Annotated in this window: 21 protein-coding genes; 5 read left to right on the top strand and 16 right to left on the bottom strand. The window is 47.5% G+C overall.

Annotated features, from left to right (window positions below):
- The 6 genes from pstB to CRN96_RS02395 all read right to left on the bottom strand — a co-directional run bounded on the left by pstB (nt 1) and on the right by CRN96_RS02395 (nt 6,831).
- Nucleotides 1–852 carry a phosphate ABC transporter ATP-binding protein PstB gene (gene pstB / locus CRN96_RS02420; protein WP_179647076.1) on the bottom strand — a complete coding sequence of 284 codons (852 nt, stop codon included), beginning with the start codon at nt 850–852 and terminating at the stop codon, nt 1–3.
- A gap of 16 nt (nt 853–868) precedes the next feature.
- Nucleotides 869–1,747 (bottom strand): phosphate ABC transporter permease PstA, encoded by an 879-nt coding sequence (gene pstA, locus CRN96_RS02415; protein WP_097038764.1) that lies wholly within the window; start codon nt 1,745–1,747, stop codon nt 869–871.
- A complete protein-coding gene (gene pstC, locus CRN96_RS02410) occupies nt 1,748–2,674 on the bottom strand; it encodes a phosphate ABC transporter permease subunit PstC (protein ID WP_413775986.1) in 927 nt (308 codons plus the stop codon).
- A gap of 70 nt (nt 2,675–2,744) precedes the next feature.
- Nucleotides 2,745–3,785: a PstS family phosphate ABC transporter substrate-binding protein gene (locus CRN96_RS02405; RefSeq protein ID WP_097038760.1), complete on the bottom strand. Its 1,041-nt coding sequence runs from the start codon at nt 3,783–3,785 to the stop codon at nt 2,745–2,747.
- A 142-nt stretch (nt 3,786–3,927) separates the two neighbouring features.
- On the bottom strand, nt 3,928–6,096 hold the full coding sequence (locus tag CRN96_RS02400) for a peptidoglycan D,D-transpeptidase FtsI family protein (protein ID WP_245844519.1): 2,169 nt from the start codon (nt 6,094–6,096) through the stop codon (nt 3,928–3,930).
- Between the two features lie 132 nt (nt 6,097–6,228).
- Nucleotides 6,229–6,831 carry a superoxide dismutase gene (locus tag CRN96_RS02395; RefSeq protein WP_097038756.1) on the bottom strand — a complete coding sequence of 201 codons (603 nt, stop codon included), beginning with the start codon at nt 6,829–6,831 and terminating at the stop codon, nt 6,229–6,231.
- 277 nt (nt 6,832–7,108) lie between these two features.
- On the opposite strand from CRN96_RS02395, the gene ispG reads away from it, so the two are divergent.
- The 4 genes from ispG to CRN96_RS02375 all read left to right on the top strand — a co-directional run bounded on the left by ispG (nt 7,109) and on the right by CRN96_RS02375 (nt 10,993).
- Entirely contained in the window at nt 7,109–8,227 is a 1,119-nt protein-coding gene (gene ispG / locus CRN96_RS02390) for a flavodoxin-dependent (E)-4-hydroxy-3-methylbut-2-enyl-diphosphate synthase (RefSeq protein WP_097038754.1), read from the top strand.
- Nucleotides 8,228–8,371: 144 nt separating this feature from the next.
- Nucleotides 8,372–9,271 (top strand): MurR/RpiR family transcriptional regulator, encoded by a 900-nt coding sequence (locus tag CRN96_RS02385; RefSeq protein ID WP_179647075.1) that lies wholly within the window; start codon nt 8,372–8,374, stop codon nt 9,269–9,271.
- Between the two features lie 5 nt (nt 9,272–9,276).
- Entirely contained in the window at nt 9,277–10,167 is an 891-nt protein-coding gene (locus tag CRN96_RS02380) for a PhnD/SsuA/transferrin family substrate-binding protein (protein WP_179647074.1), read from the top strand.
- Nucleotides 10,168–10,186: 19 nt separating this feature from the next.
- Nucleotides 10,187–10,993, top strand: a complete 807-nt coding sequence (locus tag CRN96_RS02375) for a sugar phosphate isomerase/epimerase family protein (RefSeq protein WP_179647073.1) — start codon at nt 10,187–10,189, stop codon at nt 10,991–10,993.
- A 43-nt stretch (nt 10,994–11,036) separates the two neighbouring features.
- Here CRN96_RS02375 and CRN96_RS02370 read toward each other — a convergent pair whose 3' ends face one another.
- The 5 genes from CRN96_RS02370 to CRN96_RS02350 form a co-directional block, all read right to left on the bottom strand.
- A complete protein-coding gene (locus tag CRN96_RS02370; RefSeq protein ID WP_097038747.1) occupies nt 11,037–11,459 on the bottom strand; it encodes a Fur family transcriptional regulator in 423 nt (140 codons plus the stop codon).
- Complete coding sequence (locus CRN96_RS02365; RefSeq protein ID WP_097038745.1) at nt 11,434–12,285, bottom strand: metal ABC transporter permease; 852 nt, start codon at nt 12,283–12,285, stop codon at nt 11,434–11,436. The genes CRN96_RS02370 and CRN96_RS02365 overlap by 26 nt, the downstream gene beginning before the upstream one ends.
- Nucleotides 12,282–13,064, bottom strand: a complete 783-nt coding sequence (locus tag CRN96_RS02360) for a metal ABC transporter ATP-binding protein (protein ID WP_097038743.1) — start codon at nt 13,062–13,064, stop codon at nt 12,282–12,284. The genes CRN96_RS02365 and CRN96_RS02360 overlap by 4 nt, the downstream gene beginning before the upstream one ends.
- Nucleotides 13,065–13,176: 112 nt before the next feature.
- Complete coding sequence (locus CRN96_RS02355; RefSeq protein ID WP_097038741.1) at nt 13,177–14,082, bottom strand: deoxyribonuclease IV; 906 nt, start codon at nt 14,080–14,082, stop codon at nt 13,177–13,179.
- 18 nt (nt 14,083–14,100) lie between these two features.
- The gene (locus CRN96_RS02350; protein WP_097038739.1) at nt 14,101–15,414 is read right to left on the bottom strand and encodes a DEAD/DEAH box helicase; all 1,314 of its coding nucleotides are present in this window, start codon (nt 15,412–15,414) and stop codon (nt 14,101–14,103) included.
- Between the two features lie 141 nt (nt 15,415–15,555).
- Here CRN96_RS02350 and CRN96_RS02345 point away from each other — a divergent pair, with 141 nt between their 5' ends.
- Nucleotides 15,556–16,518: a 4-hydroxy-3-methylbut-2-enyl diphosphate reductase gene (locus CRN96_RS02345; RefSeq protein ID WP_097038737.1), complete on the top strand. Its 963-nt coding sequence runs from the start codon at nt 15,556–15,558 to the stop codon at nt 16,516–16,518.
- A gap of 50 nt (nt 16,519–16,568) precedes the next feature.
- On the opposite strand, the gene phnE is transcribed toward CRN96_RS02345, so the two are convergent.
- The 5 genes from phnE to CRN96_RS02320 form a co-directional block, all read right to left on the bottom strand.
- Nucleotides 16,569–17,354 (bottom strand): phosphonate ABC transporter, permease protein PhnE, encoded by a 786-nt coding sequence (gene phnE, locus CRN96_RS02340; RefSeq protein WP_097038735.1) that lies wholly within the window; start codon nt 17,352–17,354, stop codon nt 16,569–16,571.
- On the bottom strand, nt 17,351–18,163 hold the full coding sequence (phnC, locus tag CRN96_RS02335; protein ID WP_097038733.1) for a phosphonate ABC transporter ATP-binding protein: 813 nt from the start codon (nt 18,161–18,163) through the stop codon (nt 17,351–17,353). The genes phnE and phnC overlap by 4 nt, the downstream gene beginning before the upstream one ends.
- Before the next feature lies 1 nt (nt 18,164).
- On the bottom strand, nt 18,165–19,085 hold the full coding sequence (gene phnD / locus CRN96_RS02330; RefSeq protein ID WP_097038731.1) for a phosphate/phosphite/phosphonate ABC transporter substrate-binding protein: 921 nt from the start codon (nt 19,083–19,085) through the stop codon (nt 18,165–18,167).
- Between the two features lie 127 nt (nt 19,086–19,212).
- A complete protein-coding gene (locus CRN96_RS02325; RefSeq protein WP_097038729.1) occupies nt 19,213–20,295 on the bottom strand; it encodes a Nif3-like dinuclear metal center hexameric protein in 1,083 nt (360 codons plus the stop codon).
- Nucleotides 20,285–20,968 (bottom strand): tRNA (adenine(22)-N(1))-methyltransferase, encoded by a 684-nt coding sequence (locus CRN96_RS02320; RefSeq protein WP_097038727.1) that lies wholly within the window; start codon nt 20,966–20,968, stop codon nt 20,285–20,287. The genes CRN96_RS02325 and CRN96_RS02320 overlap by 11 nt, the downstream gene beginning before the upstream one ends.
- Nucleotides 20,969–20,994: the final 26 nt, after the last annotated feature.

The following is a 20,994-nucleotide window of genomic DNA, read 5'->3' as shown; positions in this document are numbered from 1 at the left end:
TTACCCGAATCTTCCGGAAACGTAGTCTTCGGTTCTCTGGTCCCTCGGGTTTCCAAAGATGACTTTAGTGTCATCGTGCTCAACCACGTAGCCCTGATAGAAGAAAGCCGTCGTATCTGAGACCCTCGCAGCCTGCTGCATATTGTGCGTGACCACGATGATGCTGTAGTTCTTCTTAAGCTCATGCATGAGGTCTTCGACTTTCGTCGTTGAAATCGGGTCGAGTGCACTGGTCGGTTCATCCATCAGGATGACATCCGGCTCAGTGGCAAGTGCCCTTGCAATGCATATGCGCTGCTGCTGGCCGCCGGATAAGCCGTATGCATTTTCATTGAGACGGTCTTTGACTTCGTCCCAGATCGCAGCGTCACGCAGGCTTTTCTCGACGACTTCATCAAGCACCTTCTTTTTACGGATGCCATGCACACGCGGGCCGTACGCCACGTTATCATAGATGGATTTCGGGAACGGATTCGGCTTCTGGAAGACCATCCCGACTTTCGTCCTCAATTCTTCAACGGTCATCTTACGGTTGAAGATATCCTGGTCACGGTAAAGTATCTCTCCTTCGGTCCTGACGATCGGCACAAGTTCGACCATGCGGTTCAACGCTTTGACGAATGTCGACTTGCCGCAGCCTGACGGGCCGATGATCGCAGAAACTTCATTTTGGTTGAATCTCAGGTTGATGTCCTGCAGGGCGTGATTATCACCGTACCATAAGTTGAAGTTATTCGTCTTGAAAACAGGTATCCGTTCGGCAGTCTCCTGAGTTCCGGCTTGCGCCCTGTCCTCCAGCACAGCCGTGCCTGGATTTTTTGTGATAGTGTTTGCTTCCATTATATTTACCATGTATGTTCCCTCCAAATTAATAACGTCTTGAAAATTTATTGCGTATGAAAATTGCGACCGAGTTCATCAAAATCAGTATTGCAAGCAGCACTATGATTCCCGCTGCCGCCAAATACTGGAATTCTTCCTGCGGCATCTTGATCCATGCATAGATCTGCATCGGCATCGCCTGGAAAGAATCAAGCAGACCGTCGGGCGTCACGAGCAGAGTCGTCGGTACACCGATGACGACAAGCGGTGCCGTTTCACCGATTGCACGTGATATTGCCAGGATGATACCCGTGATGATGCCGGGTATCGCAGCCGGCAGGATGATCCTTGACACCGTCTGCCATTTTGTCGCACCCATGCCAATGGATGCTTCACGTACGGTTGATGGCACTGAACGGATTGCCTCCTGTGATGAGACGACGATGACCGGGAGGATCATCAAGGCGAGTGTAAGCCCCGCAGCAAGCACCGAGTTGCCCATCGCCATTGCACGGACGAAAATCGCAAGACCAAGGAGGCCGAACACCACTGAAGGCACCCCCGCAAGGTTTGAAATGTTGATTTTAATGAAATCCGTCACTTTATTTTTCGGTGCATATTCTTCAAGGTAAAGTGCAGTCGCCACAGACAGGAAAATCGCAACAGGCACAGTCACTAACATCAGCCAGAGTGAACCGATGATAGCCCCGTAGAATCCGGCTGACTCCACCCTGGACGAACTGAAATTCGTCAGGAAGTCCATGTTAAGATAACCGACTGCATCCATCAGAGTATCCACGATGAGTGTCACGAGTACAATCAGACCGACCATGGTGCAGAGGAAGAATATCCACTTCATTGCATTGTTCAGCGTCAGTCGGCCGGAACGTTTTTTCGCGATCAAATTTTTATCGATGAGCTGCATTTAATATTCCTCCCTGTACCGCTTCGTTATCCACTGCGAAATGATGTTCATTGTGAATGTCATTACGAATAATGTCATTCCCACCGCAAATAAACTGAAATAAAGAGATGATCCGTATGCCGCATCACCTGAAGTGATCTGCACTATGAAGCCGGTCATCGTCTGGAGTGATGATGTAATGTCGAGACTTGCATTCGGTGTGCTCCCCGCTGCGATGGAGACGATCATCGTCTCACCGATCGCCCTTGAAACTGCAAGGACGATGGAAGCGATGATGCCTGATACAGCTGCAGGCAAAACGATTTTGAACGTCGTTTCAAGGCGTGTCGCCCCCATGCCGAGAGAACCTTCACGCATTGAGTTCGGTACTGAGCTCATGGCGTCCTCACTCAGGCTAGCGATCATCGGGATGATCATGATGCCTACGACAAGGCCCGCACTGATGGCATTGTATAATGAAATCTCAGGCCAGATGGACTGAAGGACAGGCGTCACGAAGTTGATCGCAAAGAAACCATAGACCACTGTCGGTATGCCCGCCAGTACTTCGAGGATCGGTTTTATGATCTTTCTGACGCGCTCTGTCGCATATTCACTCAAGTAGATCGCCGCGCCCAGACCGACAGGCACCGCAAAAACTGTTGCGATGGCGACCACTTTCATGGTGCCCATCACCAGTGCCCAGATGCCGAACTCAGGCTCTGCGCCGTATGGGCTCCAGTTGGCGGATGTGATGAATGTCATGAATGATTCTCTGCTGAAAAATTCCAGTGATTGGGAAATCAGCGTGTAAAGGATGCCGATGGTCGCTAAAATGGATACAGATGTAATAAGGAATAGTATGACAGGAATCGATTTTTCAACGACCGCACCTTTATTGGATTTATTTTTTTGAATCATTTCTTGTATATTGTAATTACTCATAATTTGCCTCACTTTCAGTCAAAAAGGACGGGTGATGGTTTCCCCGTCCATTAATATAATACTTGTGTGTCCTCTAGCTCTCTGTGTTCGGCAATTTATCATATTGTTCCTGTTGAGCATCTGCTTCAAGTGGAACATATCCGACCGCTTCAGCAGCCCCTGTCGAGTTTACGACTATAAATTCAAAGAATGTATGAAGCGTTTCGTTATTTTCCAGAGCCTCGTTGCTTACATAAGAGTACAGCGGGCGGGAAAGTGGATATTCAAAAGTCATGACATTCTCGTTTGTCGGTTCGACTGCTTCTTCATCATCCGGCCCCTGGATCGGTACTGCTTTCAGCGTATCCTGGTTTTCAAGATAGAAAGCATATCCGAAGAAACCGATTGAGTTTGGATCACCTACTACAGATGAAACGACCTGGTTGGTGTCCTGGATGAGTTCAGCTTCAACACCTTCTTCATCCATCACTTCTTCGTTGAAGAAATCATGTGTACCGTGTGACTGGTCCGGACCGTAAGCTGTGATCGGCTCGTCCGGGAAATCTTCACGCACATCAGACCAGCTTGAAGCTTCGCCGCTGTAGATCGTGTTCAGTTCATCGAAAGTCAGTGAATCGACGAAATCATTCTCCTCGTTGACTGCAACAGTCAGGCCATCGGTGGCGATCAGCATTTCAGTGACCTCGACACCTGCATCTTCAAGCTGCTGTTCTTCTTCTTCAGCAATCGGACGTGAAGCGTTCGCAAACTGTGCAGAACCGTCGATCAATGCGCTGAAACCTGAACCGGTTCCGTTACCGCCAAGTTCGACAGGAATGCCGTATTCAGCGTTAAAATCTTCAACGAGAACGTTAAGTATAGGGAATACTGTGGATGAACCTTCACCGACGATCTGGTCATCTTCTTCGTTGACATCACCCGTTACGGCAAGGCCGTTTTCGTTTGATGCACTTTCATCTTCAGTACCCTCTGCTTCAGCACTTTCCTCATCTGTTGATTCTTCAGTGGACGCTTCCTCTGAAGTCTCCTCTTCCGACTCTCCGTTCCCACCGCAGGCAGCGAGAATGAACATCAAGCTCATAAGCAGGGCCGTAAGAAACAAGCTCTTCTTCATACTAAAATTCCTCCAATTGTCAATGTAGTAACTGCTGTTACATATATACAATAACGGTTGAATGTAAATGTGTAATGAACGAATTGTAAAGTTTATGTAAATTCGGGGAATAAAAAAACCTGCCAGAGTATATTCTGGCAGGTCAGTAGTCCCCGTATTCCAATTGTGGATAGAACCAGTCGAGGTCGTAGTCGAAAGGCTGCTTCTCCTCCTGGCCGTATTCAATTTCATAAAACTTATTGACGACATCGGCACCGAAGTACTGTGCAGGGAAGAACGGGATGGTATATGGCATGTTCGGGAATATGACCGAAAAGGCCATATCCGGATCATCATAAGGTGCATAGCCCAGATAAGTCTGGTTGAAGACATCATTGCCATCTATGAATGTTTCCGCCGTACCGGTCTTGCCGGCAGCTTTCGGCTCAAGTTCATGATATGCATCCCAGCCGGTCCCGTAGCGGTCCGTCGACTGGTCATGGGTGTTGAAGACATCATAGAAACCGTCATGCACCTGCTGCCATTCGTCATCAGAGATGCTGACATTGTTCAGGACCGTCGGATTGAAAGTTTTCAAAACCGGCCCTTCGTCGTTGGCATTGCTGCCGCGCACCTCTTTTGCAAGATTGAGTTCCATCCGCTTCCCTTCGGTCGCGATCGTAGAGACATACTGGCTCAGCTGCAGGGCCGAGTAAGTATCATACTGTCCGATTGATAAAGCCAGGTAATTATTCGCAGGGAACTGCCCGAAATCCGGTGAAAGCCCCCTCGCCTCATTCGGCAGGTCGATGCCCGTGGAAACACCGAGACCGAACTGGTTCATACCGTTCCGGAGCTTCTGCCCCGCTGCCGTGATATCATGCGGCAGGGACATGCCTTCGGCGTACTCAAACCCGGCAAGCCTCAGCGCGATCTTATACATGTAGACGTTGGAAGACACCATCAGCGCCTCCTGGTCATCGATCGGAATCTGGGAGTTCCGGTTGAAGAAGGAAGTCCTCGGAGTTCTATCGCCGCTGAAACGTAACGGCTCATCCAGCATGACCTCCCCTGCTTCGAGCACATCTTCCTGGTACCCTGTCACTACAGTCGCACCTTTGATCGAGGATCCCGGTACAAATGTCGAAGTCAGCGTCCCGTAATGGAAGTCGACGATTTCACCGTCTTCATTGATCTGCTTTCCGACCATGGCCAGCACATCACCGTTGTTAGGGTCCTGTACAACAAGCAGCACCGTGTCGAGATACTCCGGGATGATCGTATAATCGATGCTCCCTGTCACCGCATCCCTTGCATTGACATCTTCAGCGAGTTCCCTGAGGGAGGACAGATGATGTTCCGCAAGTTCCTCCAGCTCAAGCTGCAGTTCGATATCGATGGTCAGATATAAATCATCTCCCGGTTCACCGCTCTCCACCGTTTCCTGCCCGATGATCTTCCCTGACTTGTCGGTGGAATATTTGACCTGTTCCTTTTTACCCCTCAGTACATCTTCGTACTGAAGTTCGAGGTAGGTTTTCCCGACCCGGTCATTCCGGGAGTATCCCATGGCAAGATATTCCTCAAGCATTTCCCTCGGCAGCCCTTCATCCGGTGAGGAAACTTCGCCGAATATGGTTTTGAGCGTATTATCATAAGGATAATACCTTTCCCAGTCCATGCCTGTGGAAATGCCCTCAAGGTCATCGAGTGCCGCATTGACGCTCGCGAACTCCTCTTCCGTCACACCTTCGTTTTTAATGATGGCAGGATTCAGTTCCGGCGCATTCACCATTTCCACATAAATGCCGAGGGTGTTCAGGTCTTCCTCGGATAAGATGTCATCAACGAAGGCCTCATCCGCCCTGTTGTAGAATTCCTCATTGAAATCCGCCCTGCTGATATTGCCATCCTGGAGCAGCGTATATTCATCACTCATCAGTGCGCTGACTTCATCCGGATGGTTGTTGATGATGAAATCCTGCTTATCCCTGAGGGAGACGGTATCTATATCCATCTGTATGTATTCACTTAATTCGACCGCCACATCCATTATTTCAGATGTATTCATATTTCTATGCCTCGTAAAATAAATCGCCGGCCGCGATTCATTGCCGACAAGGAGATTCCCATTACGGTCATATATTTCACCGCGAGGCACACTCTGGTTTATCTCTACATACTGGGCATTTTCAATCTCTTCCTGATACTCGTCACCCTGCACAATCTGCAGGTATCCCAGTCTGAAGATCAATATCAGGCATAAAAAGAATATGACTGAAATGATGATATTTATCCTGGCTCTCAATGTCTGCCTGTTTATGGTTTCCAAACTTTTAACTTTAGCTCTTCTCACTGGACTTCATTCCTTAATACAAAAATACTAACGTCATTTTATCACAGGAAGCGGGTTATAGATATAAAAAAGACGGGGCCTCGGGCCCCGTCCATGATTAATTTATAATTATTTAGCAGCTTTATAAAGCTCGTTCACTTTTTCCCAGTTAACAACATTCCAGAATGCTTTGAGGTATTCAGGACGTTTGTTCTGATACTTGAGATAGTATGCGTGCTCCCACACGTCTACACCAAGGATCGGTGTTTTGCCGTCAGTGATCGGGTTGTCCTGGTTCGGTGTCGATACAACTTCAAGTTCTCCGTTGTTGACGACGAGCCAAGCCCAGCCTGAACCGAATCGTCCTGCGCCGGCTGCTTCAAATTCTTCTTTGAAAGCATCCAATGAACCGAATTTTGATTCGATGGCGTCCTTCACGTCGCCTGTCGGCTCGGAAGAATCAGGAGTCAGCATTTCCCAGAATAATGAGTGGTTGTAGTGTCCGCCGCCATTATTGCGTACTGCAGTCTTGATATCGTCAGGTACAGAGTTCAGATTCTTGATGACCTCTTCGATATCTTTGGACTCAAGGTCCGTGCCTTCCACTGCGTCGTTCAATTTGGTGACGTACGTGTTGTGATGCTTAGAATGGTGAATTTCCATAGTTTCTTTGTCAATGTGTGGTTCCAATGCATCATATGCATAAGGTAATTCTGGTAGTTCAAAAGCCATAGTTAATTCCCCTCCAATAAGATTTTACATATTAAATATAACAATTCAATGTTAGAATAACAAATGAATTGTTTCAGCTTCCATCATAATCATACCTTCGTATGGGTTTTTATAAACATTGCGGGCCTGAGCTGATGATATACTGCATGAGATGTGCATCTTGGACTTTAATGATTTGGTAAAGATTGAGTTAAACGATTCGTAACGGTTACAATTCAATGCTATATTTAGTATAATAACAATGATTTAAGAAAGTATTTATATGAGGAGTTTGGATATGTCTGAAATTATACATCGTACTAAAACAAGACAAGTGAAGGTCGGCGACCTGACCATCGGTGGTGAGGACCAGATTGTCATCCAGAGCATGACAACGACCAAGACACATGATGTGGAAGCGACTGTTGCTGAAATCAAACGTTTGGAAGAAGCCGGTTGTCAGATTGTTCGAGTGGCATGCCCGAGAGAAGAAGATGCATTAGCAATTCCTGAAATTAAAAAACAGATCAACATACCTTTGGTTGTGGACATACATTTCGATTATAAACTTGCGCTTCTAGCCGTTGAGGGCGGAGCTGATAAGATCCGTATCAACCCGGGCAACATCGGCCGCCGTGAACGTGTGGAAGAAGTCGTCAAAGCCTGTAAGGCAAAAGGCATACCGATCCGTATCGGGGTCAATGCAGGAAGCCTGGAGAGGCACATCATCAAGAAGTACGGCTACCCTACCGCAGACGGTATGGTGGAAAGTGCGCTGCACCATATCAAGATACTTGAAGATCTCGATTTCCACGACATCATCGTTTCTATGAAGGCATCCGATGTCAACCTTGCGATCGAAGCATACACGAAAGCCGCCCAGGCTTTTGACTATCCGCTGCATCTCGGCATCACGGAGAGCGGGACTTTATTTGCCGGAACAGTCAAAAGTGCTGCGGGACTCGGTGCGATCATTTCCCTCGGCATCGGCAGCACACTCAGGATTTCACTGTCGGCCGATCCGGTGGAGGAAGTCAAAGTCGCAAAAGAACTTCTGAAATCATTCGGACTGGCAAGTAATGCGGCAACTTTGATCGCCTGCCCGACATGCGGAAGGATTGAAATCGATCTGATTGCCATAGCGAATGAAGTGGAAGAATATATTTCCACGATCAAAGCCCCGATTAAAGTTGCGGTGCTCGGATGTGCCGTAAACGGTCCGGGAGAAGCCAGGGAAGCGGATATCGGCATCGCCGGTGCGCGTGGTGAAGGCCTGCTCTTCATGCATGGCGAGACGGTCAGGAAAGTGCCTGAGGAAACGATGGTTGATGAACTGAAGAAAGAAATCGACATCCTGGCGGAAGCACATTATGAAAAGGAGCGCCTCGCCAAAGAGGAAGCTTCTGTAAACAAATAAAACAATTTTTAAGTGGACATGGGTTTAATCCCATGTCCATTTTTTATCGTAATTTGATTGAATATTCCGTCAAATGATAAACGTATACACCGCTTTTGCATCCTTAACATATTCTTTACAGAACCACTGGTACTATTTAAATATTTGCAAATTATAATCAAGGATGAGCCGGATGCGAGGAGGGATATTATAAAATCGGCAATAATACGAAAAATTGATGACCATTACGGCACATTATCAAAAGGACAAAAAGCGATCGCGGATGAGCTGATCAAAAAAGATAAACATTTCGTCTATTTGAACATTGAGGATTTGAGTTCGGATCTCGGCGTCTCCACTGCTTCACTGTCGAGGTTCATAAAGAAAATCGGCTATGAAAACTATTCCTCCTTCAAACGGGATATGCAGGCGGATCAGCAGAAAGACCTGGATCCTTCGATGAAGATGAAAACCTTCCTCTCGGGATTTGAAAGTGATGATGACAACATCAAATCCCAGATTTTGAAGGACATCGATGTCATGTCATCCTTCATGCAGTCTCTGGATATGGAGTCCGTAAAGGAAGCTGTCCTGAAAATCTCAAGAGCAAAAAGTATAGTGATCGCAGGACTCGGCATCTCCAAATCACTCGTATATTTCTATGATTTCAGGCTTCAGAGGATGGGCATCAAAACGAAATGCCTGATCAATGGCGGGACCGAATTCATCGAAGCACTCTCAACACTCACCGATGAGGATCTGATCATCGTCATCAGCTTCAAACGGGAGTATAAAGAGATGGTGCTGTCACTGAAATACGCCCGTGAAAATGGTGTCGAGTCGATTGCCCTGACAGAGAATGAGCAGGGCAACATCACGAAATACGCAGATACCGTCCTGCATGTCACACGCGGTCCGGATCATGCGCTGAATTCCCTGAGTGTGCCGATGTCCCTATCAAACGCACTGCTGCTTGAATCGGCTTCCCGCAGGAAGGAAGTCATCTATGAACACATGAACAAGATCAAAAATCTGAATGAAGATTACTTTAAAATGGAGGAATGAAATCAATGAAAAAACTTGCATGGCTGACACTTGTATCGATGATTGCCGTTTTACTTGCCGCCTGCGGCAACGATGAAAATACTGAGGCGGAGGCGGATACCGGAGGAAATGAAGACTGGCCTGAGACGCTCAGGTTCGGTGCCGCCGACATCGAAGGTATGGAACAGTTACATACTGAGTTTGAACCGTTCCGTGCGGAACTGGAAGATGCACTCGATATGGAAGTTGAATTTTTCGCCCTGTCCAACCGGACAACAGCCGTCACTGCAATGGAATATGATCAGGTGGATCTACTATTTGCCGGTGGTGCTGAATACGTCATGATGGATTCGGCCGATGAGAATACGGAGCCGATTGCTGCATTGACACGTCCCGGCTATCTGCCGGTGATCATCTCACATGAGGACAGCGGTATCGAATCGATCGAAGATATGGAAGGTGCGAGCATTGCATTGAGTGATATCGGTTCAACCAGTGCATACATCATGCCGATGAAGATGTTTAATGATGCCGGATATGACGTGGAGAACGACATTGAGGCTTATACACTCGGCGATACGATGTATGAGGCATTTTTGACGGGTGAAACGGACACTTTGGCACTTACCGCTCTGAACTATGAAGATCTTGTTGAAGAAGAAGGTGATATCTTCAATGTGGTGGCGGAAGGTCCGGCACTGCCGAACGACCTGATCGTCGCCTCCCCCCACCTGCCTGAAGATCTCGTCGAATTTTTGGAGGAGAAGATGATTGAGAACGGGGATGTGCTCATTGATGCCATCGTCAGCACCGGGGAGAATGACAAGTTCAGTGAATCCGAGTTCATAAATGCAGAGGACAGCGACTATGACGGGTTGAGAGATGCGTATGAGCTTCTCGGCCTCGACTTTGAATGATGCGGAAGGAGATGTATATATGTATAAAATAGCAACCTCGACGGATGTCATCCGGCATCTCCCTTTTGAAGAAGCCCTGAAGTTCATCCATGATACCGGCTTTGAAGGTGTTGAAATATGGATGGGCCATGTGCACCAGAGCGGCCTCTCCGCTCCGGAAATAAAAGGACTGCTGGACACCTTCCAGTTCGACTACCAGGTTCATGCAGATGTCAGGGACGTCAATCTGACATCGATCAACCCCGGGATCAGGAAAGAATCCATACGCCAGACTAAAGAGACACTTGAATTCTGCAGGGATATCGGTGCAGAACTCCTCACCCTCCATCCCGGGCGGATGTCATCGTCCAAGGATAAGCCCGAAGACTTGTGGCCGGTGCAGATTGAAACATTCAAGGAGATTGCGGGTCACGCCGAAAAAACGGGTGTCAAGATCGGGATCGAGAATATGGAGAAGCGGCCGAAGGAGTTCATAAATACCGCAGCAGACATCTGCCGGCTGATCAAAGCTGTGGACCACCCTTTGATCGGGTTGACGCTCGATCTCGCCCACTGCCACAGTGTCGAAGATGTTGAAGAGTATATCAGGAAAATTGATGTGCCTGTATTCAATGTACATATCAGCCAGGCGAACCATGAAAAGATGCATCTGCCGTTCAACAGCAGCTCCCGGGACCTGATCGACTTTGAAGCAGTGCTGCACACGCTTTCTTCAACCTATTTCGGAATGATTGTCAATGAATCATATGACGGAAAAGACCCGGAAGCTGTACTGAAAGAGGCGTTTCATGCGATGGACCATCTGAACAGGGAAATTATCAAGTGATATGGAAAAGACTTCCGGGGTGAGTCACCCCGGAAGTCTTTTTTCATGCTGAAGTCCTGCATCTTTGACAAAAGCCGTACAGCTCGACCTTATGGTTCGTGATCTCCACATCTTGCAATTCCTTCTGCCATGTTTCAAACGGGCAGTAGCGTATCACTTTTGTATCTCCGCATGCTTCGCAGATGAAGTGATGGTGATGGTGGTCGGAGCAGGCGATTTTAAACTGCATCTCACCTTCGAAATTAGTGCTTTCCAGCACTTCAATTTCTTTCAAAGTGTATAAGTTCCTGTAAATCGTGTCGTAACTCAGACTTGGATAGACTGAATGCAGCTTCTCCTGCACTTCCTTGGCACTTAAGTAACGGTCTTCATTTAAAAACAATTCAATCATCGTCATTCTTCTTGCGGTGATTTTCAACTTGTTGTCCTTAAGCATTTTTTCATACTTCCTGAGCTCTTCTGCCATTCCGGTTCACCCCCAGCTGATTAAATAGTATAGTCCCGAGCAGTATCAATATGGAAATCAAAACAATCGTGCCGCCCGGTGATATATTGAGGTAAAAACTCAGGATCAGGCCGGTGATCACGGAGATCTCCCCAAAAATTACACTGGCTGTCATCAGTTGCCTGAAGCTCGATGTTATCCTCATTGCACTTGCCACCGGCAGTGTCATAAGGGCACTCACAAGAAGTATTCCCACGATTCTCATTGAAGCGCTGATGACCAGTGCAACCACGATTATGAAAGCGATGTAGATCCATTTATTGATTTTCATGACATTGGCATACTCTTCATCAAAAGAAACCATGAACAGTTCTTTATACAATAAAAATATGAAAGACACGACGATGACGCCGATGACTGAAATCAGGACCAGGTCATTGAAGCTCACTGCACTGATGCTGCCGAAGAGATATCCGAATAAATCCTGGTTGAAGCCGTTCGCAAGGGAGAGGAACACGATACCCACCGCTATGCCGAGACTCATGATGATTGGAATGGCAAGCTCCTGGTAGTGTTTATATACATTGCGCAGCCGCTCTATGCCGAGTGCCCCTAAAATGGAGAATATGATCCCCGTGATGAGCGGGTTGATTGTGACGGCAAAGACAGAAGACAAATAAACACCGAAGGCAATCCCGCCGAGAGTGACATGGCTGAGTGCATCCGCAATCAGTGACAACCGTCTGATCACTATGAAAGTCCCGATCAGCGGCGCTATGAAACCAGCAATGATGCCGCTGATGAAAGAGTATCTTATGAACTCATAATCCATGAGTGCTTGTATCATCCGCAGCACTCCCTGTCATGGTCGTGGCTGACGAGCTGGAGAGGAAATCCGTAAATTTTGGAAAGTTCGGCCTCACCCAGATTTTTGAACTCATGGTTGGTGCCATGGAAATGAAGATGTTCATTCAGGCAGGCAACTTCATTCGCGTGGTCGACGACCACCCCGATATCATGTGTGACCAGGAGTATAGTGACTGAACGTTCCTTCAGTTTCAACAGAACTTCATAAAATTCCTTGACATGCTTATTGTCGATGCCAACGGTCGGTTCATCAAGAACAAGGATGGACGGGTCATTGATCAAGGCCCTTGCGATGAATACGCGCTGGGTCTGGCCGCCCGACAATGAGGAGATGTTCTTATCCTTCAGATGTTCAATATCCAGGAGCCTCAACACTTCATCCAGCCTCTCCCTGTCCTTTTTCTTAAACCGTTTGAAGAGGCCTTTCTGCCTGGTGAGGCCGCTCATGATCACTTCACTGACAGATGCGGGGAAACCTTTGGCAAAGCTGTTGGACTTTTGGGAGACGTACCCTATCTCCTGTCCGCCATCATACTTTTGATAATTCCGTCCGTTGATATAGATTTCACCCTGCTGCGGTTTTAATGCGCCGAGGATCAATTTTATCAATGTCGTCTTTCCGGAGCCGTTCGGCCCGACAAGAGCGACAAAGTCACCCTTATCAATCTTTAAATTTATATTCTTCAATGCAGGTGTATGTTCAAGTTTATCTTTATAGGTGTATGAAATATTCTTGATTTCAAAGACCGGTTCAGACATTCGATCGCTCCTTTAAAATAATGATCATTTTATTATATCGTAACCATTACGGTCTGTAAATAGGAATGATTACGGAAAAGCCGCAGCATTTAAAAAATGCTGCGGCTCGATATCATTCTGCTTCCGCCATCACAGGATTGATGTCGGTCAACAGATTCGGATTGAATTCACCCTTTTTGATCATTTCAATCTCATGTTTGTACGGCGGCTTTTTATTCTTCTTATCCGTTCCGACAAAAGGTGTCTCCAGAATCTTCGGAACCGATTTGAATTCCGGATGGTTGATGATGTAGCTGAGGGCATCGAAACCGATATGGCCGTAGCCGATGTTTTCATGACGGTCCTTATGTGCACCTGTCGGATTTTTTGAATCATTGACATGGACGACTTTGATGCGGTCGATGCCGATGACCTTATCAAATGCCTCCAGCACACCGTCAAAGTCGTTGACGATATCATAGCCGGCATCATGGACGTGGCATGTATCAAAACAGACGCTCAGGCGTTCGTTGTTTTCGACCCCGTCGATGATCTGTGCCAGTTCTTCGAAGTTCCTTCCGATTTCCGATCCTTTACCTGCCATCGTCTCAAGTGCGATCTGGACATCCTGTTCCACACTCAGTGTTTCATTCAGCCCTTTAATGATCGACTTGATGCCTTCATCCGCACCTGCGCCGACATGGCTCCCCGGATGGAGCACGATTTGATTCGAGCCGAGGTGTTCGGTCCGTACGATTTCCTCCTGCAGGAACTCGACACCATGTTCGAAGACACCATCTCTCACAGTGTTTGCGATATTGATGATATAAGGTGCATGGACGACGATATTCGACATGCCGTGCGCTTCCATATGCGCCTTCCCCGCTTCAATATTAAGGTCCTCTATCTTTTTCCTGCGTGTATTCTGCGGCGCACCCGTGTAGATCATAAATGTATTGGCGCCGTAGCCTGCAGCTGATTCACTCGCTGCCTCAAGCATTTTTTTACCACTCATGGAGACGTGTGATCCTATTAACATATTACCATCCTTAAATGATTATTTTTTCTTCTTCGCTGCTTTCGCATGCTGGCGTCTTGCCTTCTGCTTCAATTCGCCAAGCTCTCTGGACATCTTCTTTTTATAACCCGGTTTGACTTTCTTCGGCTTCCTGACTTTATGTTTCAAGTCCTGGCCGATATCTTTCTGGGTCTTTTTCCTGTTGACGCGTGCAGTCCGTGATTTGACCGGTTGGAGTTCGCCCTGTTTGACGTCCTCGTGCCTGAACTCATAGCCTTTCTTCTCAAGCTGATCGATCAATCCTTCTTCATCCGGCGTATAAATTGTTATCGCCACACCTTCATACTGTCCGCGTCCGACACGGCCCACACGGTGTGTGAAGAATTCAATGTCCTTCGGGATGTCGTAGTTGATCACATGGGAGGCACCGTCAATATCCAGGCCGCGTGAAGCGAGGTCGCTTGCTATGACCCACTCATACTTCAGTTCCCTGATATTTTTGATTTCCTTGGTCCGCTCACGCGGTTTGAGACCGCCATGAAAGATGCCGACATTCAGGTTCTCCTGCCTCAAATAGTCGAACAGCTCATCCGCCCTGGCTTTGGAATTTGCAAAAATGATTCCGATATACGGTGTGATGACATCTGTCAGTTCTTTGACTTTTGCCATCTTGTCTTCCCCTTTTACAGGGACCAGCAGATATTCAATGGAAGCTTTGTTCCTTGGCTGATCAATAATGATGGTTTCAACATGACCGATATATTTTTGGAGGAACTGCTGGAGCATTTCCGGAATAGTGGCGGAGAATACGAGGAACTGCGCCTCCTCCTGCAAAGCATTTGCCAGGATATCCACATCTTCCAGAAAACCGAGGTCGATCATCAGGTCGGCTTCGTCTATGACGATGGACTTCGACTGGCGGATCTTGAGTGCACCTTCCTGCATCAGCTCCTTGATACGTGTGGGTGTACCGATGACGATCTGAGGTGACTTTTCAGCTTTTTCAACGTCTTTGCTGAAATCCGTGCCGCCGATGAATAAAGTTGTCCTGATTTCCCTGTAATGTTTCAGGATCTCATTGGTCATCTGGAACAGCTGACTTGCAAGTTCTCTTGTAGGTGCTAGTATTATAGATTGAGTTGAATTTTGACCCGCGTCTATACTTTCAATGATCGGCAGTAAAAAAGCATGGGATTTACCGCTGCCGGTTTCACTCATTGCAACTACATTCTCACCTTTCTGGATTTTGGGTATGACTTTTTCCTGCACCAGTGTCGGATGTGTGAAATTTATGGATTTAATGGCTTCGAGCAAAGATTCATTAAAGTTGAAACGTTTAAATGCGTGACTCATAGTATCACCTTTTCATTATTGAATTCGAACTCAATTATAACTGATATATACGATACATGCTATAATGTAATTTCGGACTTCATGATGATTTCATTTAGATGCGGGAACAGGTATAATGATTATTGAGGAGGAATGTACTCTATGGATATTATAAAAATAACACCACGCGGCTATTGTTACGGCGTTGTCGATGCCATGGTCATCGCAAGGAATGCATCGATGGACAAAACATTGCCGAGGCCGATATATATTTTGGGTATGATTGTGCACAACAAACATGTGACGGACGCTTTTGAAGAGGATGGCATCGTTACGCTTGATGGACCGAACAGACTTGAAATCCTGGAAAACATCAATGAAGGCACTGTGATTTTCACGGCGCACGGCGTGTCCCCTGAAGTCAAAAGGCGGGCAAAGGAAAAAGGTCTCACCTGTATTGATGCGACCTGCCCGGACGTCCAGGTGACACATGACCTGATACGTGATAAGACGGAAAAAGGATACGATGTCGTATACATCGGTAAAAAAGGGCACCCTGAGCCTGAAGGCGCAGTCGGTGTGAATCCTGAACATGTGCATCTCGTCGAGACGATGGATGATATCGAACTGCTGCCTGATGTGCTGCAGGAGAGAAAATTGATTGTAACGAACCAGACGACGATGAGCCAGTGGGATGTCAGCCACCTGATGGATGAACTGAAAAGCAGATATCCTCAAATTGAAGTTCAGCAGGAAATCTGCATGGCGACACAGGTGCGCCAGGAAGCGGTCGCCGAACAGGCAGATCAGGCAGAGCTGCTGATTGTCGTCGGCGATCCAAAGAGCAACAATTCAAACAGGCTCGCACAGGTATCCAAGGAAATTGCCCATACGAACGCATACCGCATCAGCTCCCTGAGTGAACTCGATACGGAATGGCTGAAAGGCATCAATTCGGTTGCTGTCACTGCAGGTGCCTCCACTCCGACACCGATCGTGCGGGAAGTGATCGATTACTTGAACAAATACAATGAAGAGTCATATGAAGCACCTCAATCCACTGTACCGGTGGATAAAATACTGCCGAAGATCAAAAAGCCGAAACCGGTTGAAATAATGAAATAATGATTGAAGAGCATCCATCCAGTCGAACTGGATGGATGCTCTTTTGCTTCTTATATATATTTCGCCCGTATTCTTTGTGAGATGTTCTCCACTACGAGAACGAGTATTAAAATGATAATGATGATCATCAGCGCCTGATCGAAGTTCCTGAGTGACATCTGTGCACTGAGTTCAACACCGATGCCCCCTGCCCCGACCAGACCGAGAACGGTGGCTCCCCTGATCGACTTTTCGAGGGCAAACAAGCTTGTGCCGACAAATGAAGGGGTGGCCTGTGGCAGCACTGAACCTGTAATGACACCGAAATATCCGGATCCTGTAGATTCAAGTGCCTCTTTAGGTTTCTTATCCAGTTCATCTATCCTTTCGGAGAAGAATCTGGCACAAAATCCGATCGTGTCAATCGTTATCGTCAATATCCCCGCGAAAGGACCGAGCCCTACGGCTATCACGAAGAGCAATGCCCATACAAGGTCTGGCACCGTCCTCATGACCGTCACAGCCCCTCTCGTCAGAGAGCGCAGGAAGGAAATCGAGTTCGTCGTCCTGGACGACAGGAGCGCTACTGGGACGGATATTATCACACCTGCAAGCGTGCCGACCAGTGCCATTTCAAATGTTTCAATCATGGCGCTCATTATGGGGCCGATACGGCTGAAATCAGGCGGGAAGGCCTGGCCTAAAAAGTCCCCGATGTTCATGACGCCGCCTATAACCCGGCTTAATGTGATATTGGCATTGTTGATCCCCGTCACAAGAAAAAGAAGAACAACAAGTATAAGTATGAAAGACCATATCGACGGCTTTTCAAATCTTTTTGGAGGCGTTGGACTCATAGTTTCCGAGCCTCCTGTTCAATAGGTTGTGGTGTTTCATCGGAGGGCGGTTCTTCTTTCGGACCAGAGTTTCCGAAAAGTGCTGTCTCAAAATCTTCATCGATGACGGAAACCTCACCATCGGCATACACTTCACCATTTTTCAATGCGATGAAACGGTCGGCGTATCTCTTTGCGATGGGTATCTGGTGCAGGATCATCAGTAATGTGATATTCCTTTCAGCAGCGATCTCGGCCAGCAGATCCATAACTTCCCTGCCGGCTTTCGGGTCGAGGCTTGCTATCGGCTCATCCGCCAGGATGATTTCAGGATCCTGCATCAGCATCCTGGCAATTGCGATCCGCTGTTTCTGCCCGCCTGAGAGCCTGTCTGCCCGCCTCTCCGACAGGTGGGCAAGCCCGACCCTGTCGAGGCACTCCATTGCGCGTGTTCTAAGCGCATCTGAAGCAAATAAGCTGTAGGTTGCCGGTGCGAATTTAACCTGCCCCAGTGCGCCGAACAATACGTTTTGAAATACCGAGACATTATCGATAAGGCCGAAAGCCTGGAAGACCATACCGACTTTCTTCCTGGTTTCGCGCAGATGACGCCGCTTCCCGGGGTCCACTTCCCGGCCGAGTAATGTGACGGAACCTTCGGTCGGTTCCTCGAATCCCGTCAATGTACGGAAAAGCGTGGATTTCCCGGAACCGTTGTGCCCGAGTATGACGACACTTTCACCCTCTTTGATGGTGAACGATACACCATCCAATGCGACATCCCGCTGATTGTACACTTTCCTGATTTTGTTCACTTCAATCGCATTCATATTATTCCTCGATCTCCAGACCTAAAATTTCGTAGGTTTCCCTCATGTTGTCATAGTCCTCATCGGAAACTTCGATTATGCCGCCATCTTCATATTTATCATTTTCTTCGCTAGATAATATCGCATCCAGCACCTCTTCTTCATTTTCCATCAGTATGTTCAAAAACTCTTCTTTAAATTCCTCTGGCAGCGTATCATTCAACACGAACGGATCCGCAGGCAGCGGCTCCCCCTCATAAATCAGCCTGAATTCATCTTCAAGCCCTTCCTCCTGGATGGTATGCCAGTGTTTGACACCGTCTGCCATGACATCGACCTCGCCGTTCAACAGCGCCTCAAGGGAGCTGTCACCCAGCAGTTGGATATCGAAATCCTCATCGAGGTCATATCCTTCATCGACCAGCACGCCGCTCGGCCCGATATGTCCGGACGTCGAACCGGTATCTTTCATGGCAATCGTTTCGCCCACTGCATCATCGAGTGATTCAATCCCACTTTCTTCACTTGCGATGAAGACGACGTGATAATGTCCGTCGGCTCTGTGGACACCGCCGGCAAGCTCAATTTCAGGTTTGGCTTCTTTTGATAATATGTATTCGGATGGTCCGGACAGCACGATGTCAACCTGATCATACTCCAGTGCCGTGGACGAGACTGTCCTGTCGGAAAGTGCAAACAGTTCCACATCCGTATCAAGCATCTCCTCCATCGTTTCCTCGAACGCTTCAAAGCGCAGCAGCAATTCCTCCTGTCCTTCGATGCCCGCTACAGCAAATTTCAAGGATTCAGGCCAGTCATCACCGCGTGCTTCCCCGGCACCGTCTGAAGCATCAACTGTATCCCCCGCTTCACTCTGTGCGCTGCAGGCTCCAAGGACAACAGCAAATAAGGCACCCATCAACAATAAAGAAATTCTTCTCATACAAAATCCTCCTAATATGATTACTGCTTCACATATTATCAACGGTTTATTAACCTGATATGGTGAACATGTAAATGTATATTAGGAGGATGTAAAAATTGTGTAAATGCTGTAAAAAGGACAGTTTTTATTTTCTGTTTTCGAATGGGTCCGTATCCACGTTGCTTGCAGCGACTTTAATATCCATTTTGCGGCGTATCAGATTTTCAAGACCTTCTGCCATGAAGGCTTCAAGGTAATGTCCGGCGTCTATGACGTTGTGCCCGAGGAGTTTTGCATCATAGGCTTCATGGTATTTGACATCGCCCGTGATCAGCACGTCTATCCCTTGCCTGAAGGCATCTTTTGCATAGCTCATGCCGGAGCCGCCGATGATGCCTGCCGTTAATATTCCCTTATCATTTCCCTTCACGGCGTTTACAATCCTTCCGCCGGTCTTATCCTCAATCAAAGCCGTCAATGACTCGAAGGAACCTTCATAATCGAACTTCACGCCAAGGCCCTTGTTCGGTACGTTATTGATGGTGAATATATCGAATGCCGGCTCTTCATACGGGTGGACCTTCAATAATGCATCGATGACCTTATCCTGCTCATCCGACTCGAAAATTGCCTCGACGATATATTCATCGACGATTTCAAGCTCATTGTTCGTGCCGATATGGGGATTTGCATCCTCGTTCGGCCTGAACTGACCGGTGATGGGATACTCGAAAAAGCACTCGCTGTAATCACCCTGGTTGCCCACACCGCTTTCTGAAAGGCCCTGTTTCAGTTCTTCCTTGTTCTCGGCGGGTATGTTGACCCTCAATTTCTTCAGTTCATACTTTTTCGGAATCAGTATTTCCGTGCTGGTGAACCCGAGGACTTCGGCGATCATATGGCTGACACCTTTCGGCTGATGATCGAGGTTCGTGTGCATCACTATGAGGTTGACGTCACTTTTGATCAGTTTCCTGATGATCCTGCCGTAGAAATCCTCAGTCACTGCGGAGATTTTCGGGAATATTAAAGGGTGGTGGGCAATGATTGTGTTCATTCCGTTATCCACTGCTTCATCGACCGTTTCAGGCGCGCAGTCGAGGGCCGTCAGGATGCCGGTGACCTCATCTTCCATATCACCGACGAGGAGGCCGGTATTGTCCCAGTCCTCACTGTCTTTGAAAGGCGCGATTTCATCAAGCTCCTGTAAAAGTTCCTTAATCTTCATCTTCCAACACCTCTTCTAAAAGTTTGATTTTGGATTTTATTTCTTCTTTTTTATCCGGATTTCTGCCGCCGTCGATACTTTCAAATATCCTCTTCTGATGGTCATATTCCCATTTGATTTTTTTAAGAAACGCCTCTTCCCTCTCCGCAAGGTTCAAAGGGCCGAAATGCAGTTCCTTCTGTGACATCCTTTTCCGGTTTTCATCATAATCGCATACGATGATTTCATAAAAGTGCTTCCCGAGCTTCAGCACTTTTTCATGAACGATGCGGTAATTTAAATCGTCGACCGCCTGCCGCAGAGGATACATATGATTATTCGCCTGGAGGACAAGGCGGGGATGACCGCCTACATTTTCAAAACCCCCGGCCAATATGCGGGCAATCAACGGTCCGCCCATCCCGCATACCGTGATCGTATCCACTTCATCATCAGGAGTCAAAATGTTCAGCCCGTCACCAAGACGCGCTTCAATCTTCCCCTGCATGCCGTATGATTCGATGTTCTTCAATGTCGCCTCATACGGCCCCTCTGCGACTTCTCCGCATATCGCACGACTTATCATGCCTCCCCTTATGGCATGGATTGGGAGGTATGCATGATCGGAGCCGATATCTGCAAGGATTTCCCCTTTTATATGATTTGCTGCATACTTCAAACGTTCATCTATCATTTCAACCATCCTTTAAAATAAAAACC

Source organism: Salinicoccus kekensis (genome assembly GCF_900220995.1).
In the GTDB taxonomy this organism is placed as follows: Bacteria; Bacillota; Bacilli; order Staphylococcales; family Salinicoccaceae; genus Lacicoccus; species Lacicoccus kekensis.
The sequence above is the reverse complement of the archived record's forward strand: the minus strand, read 5'-3'. Positions and strand labels throughout refer to the sequence as shown.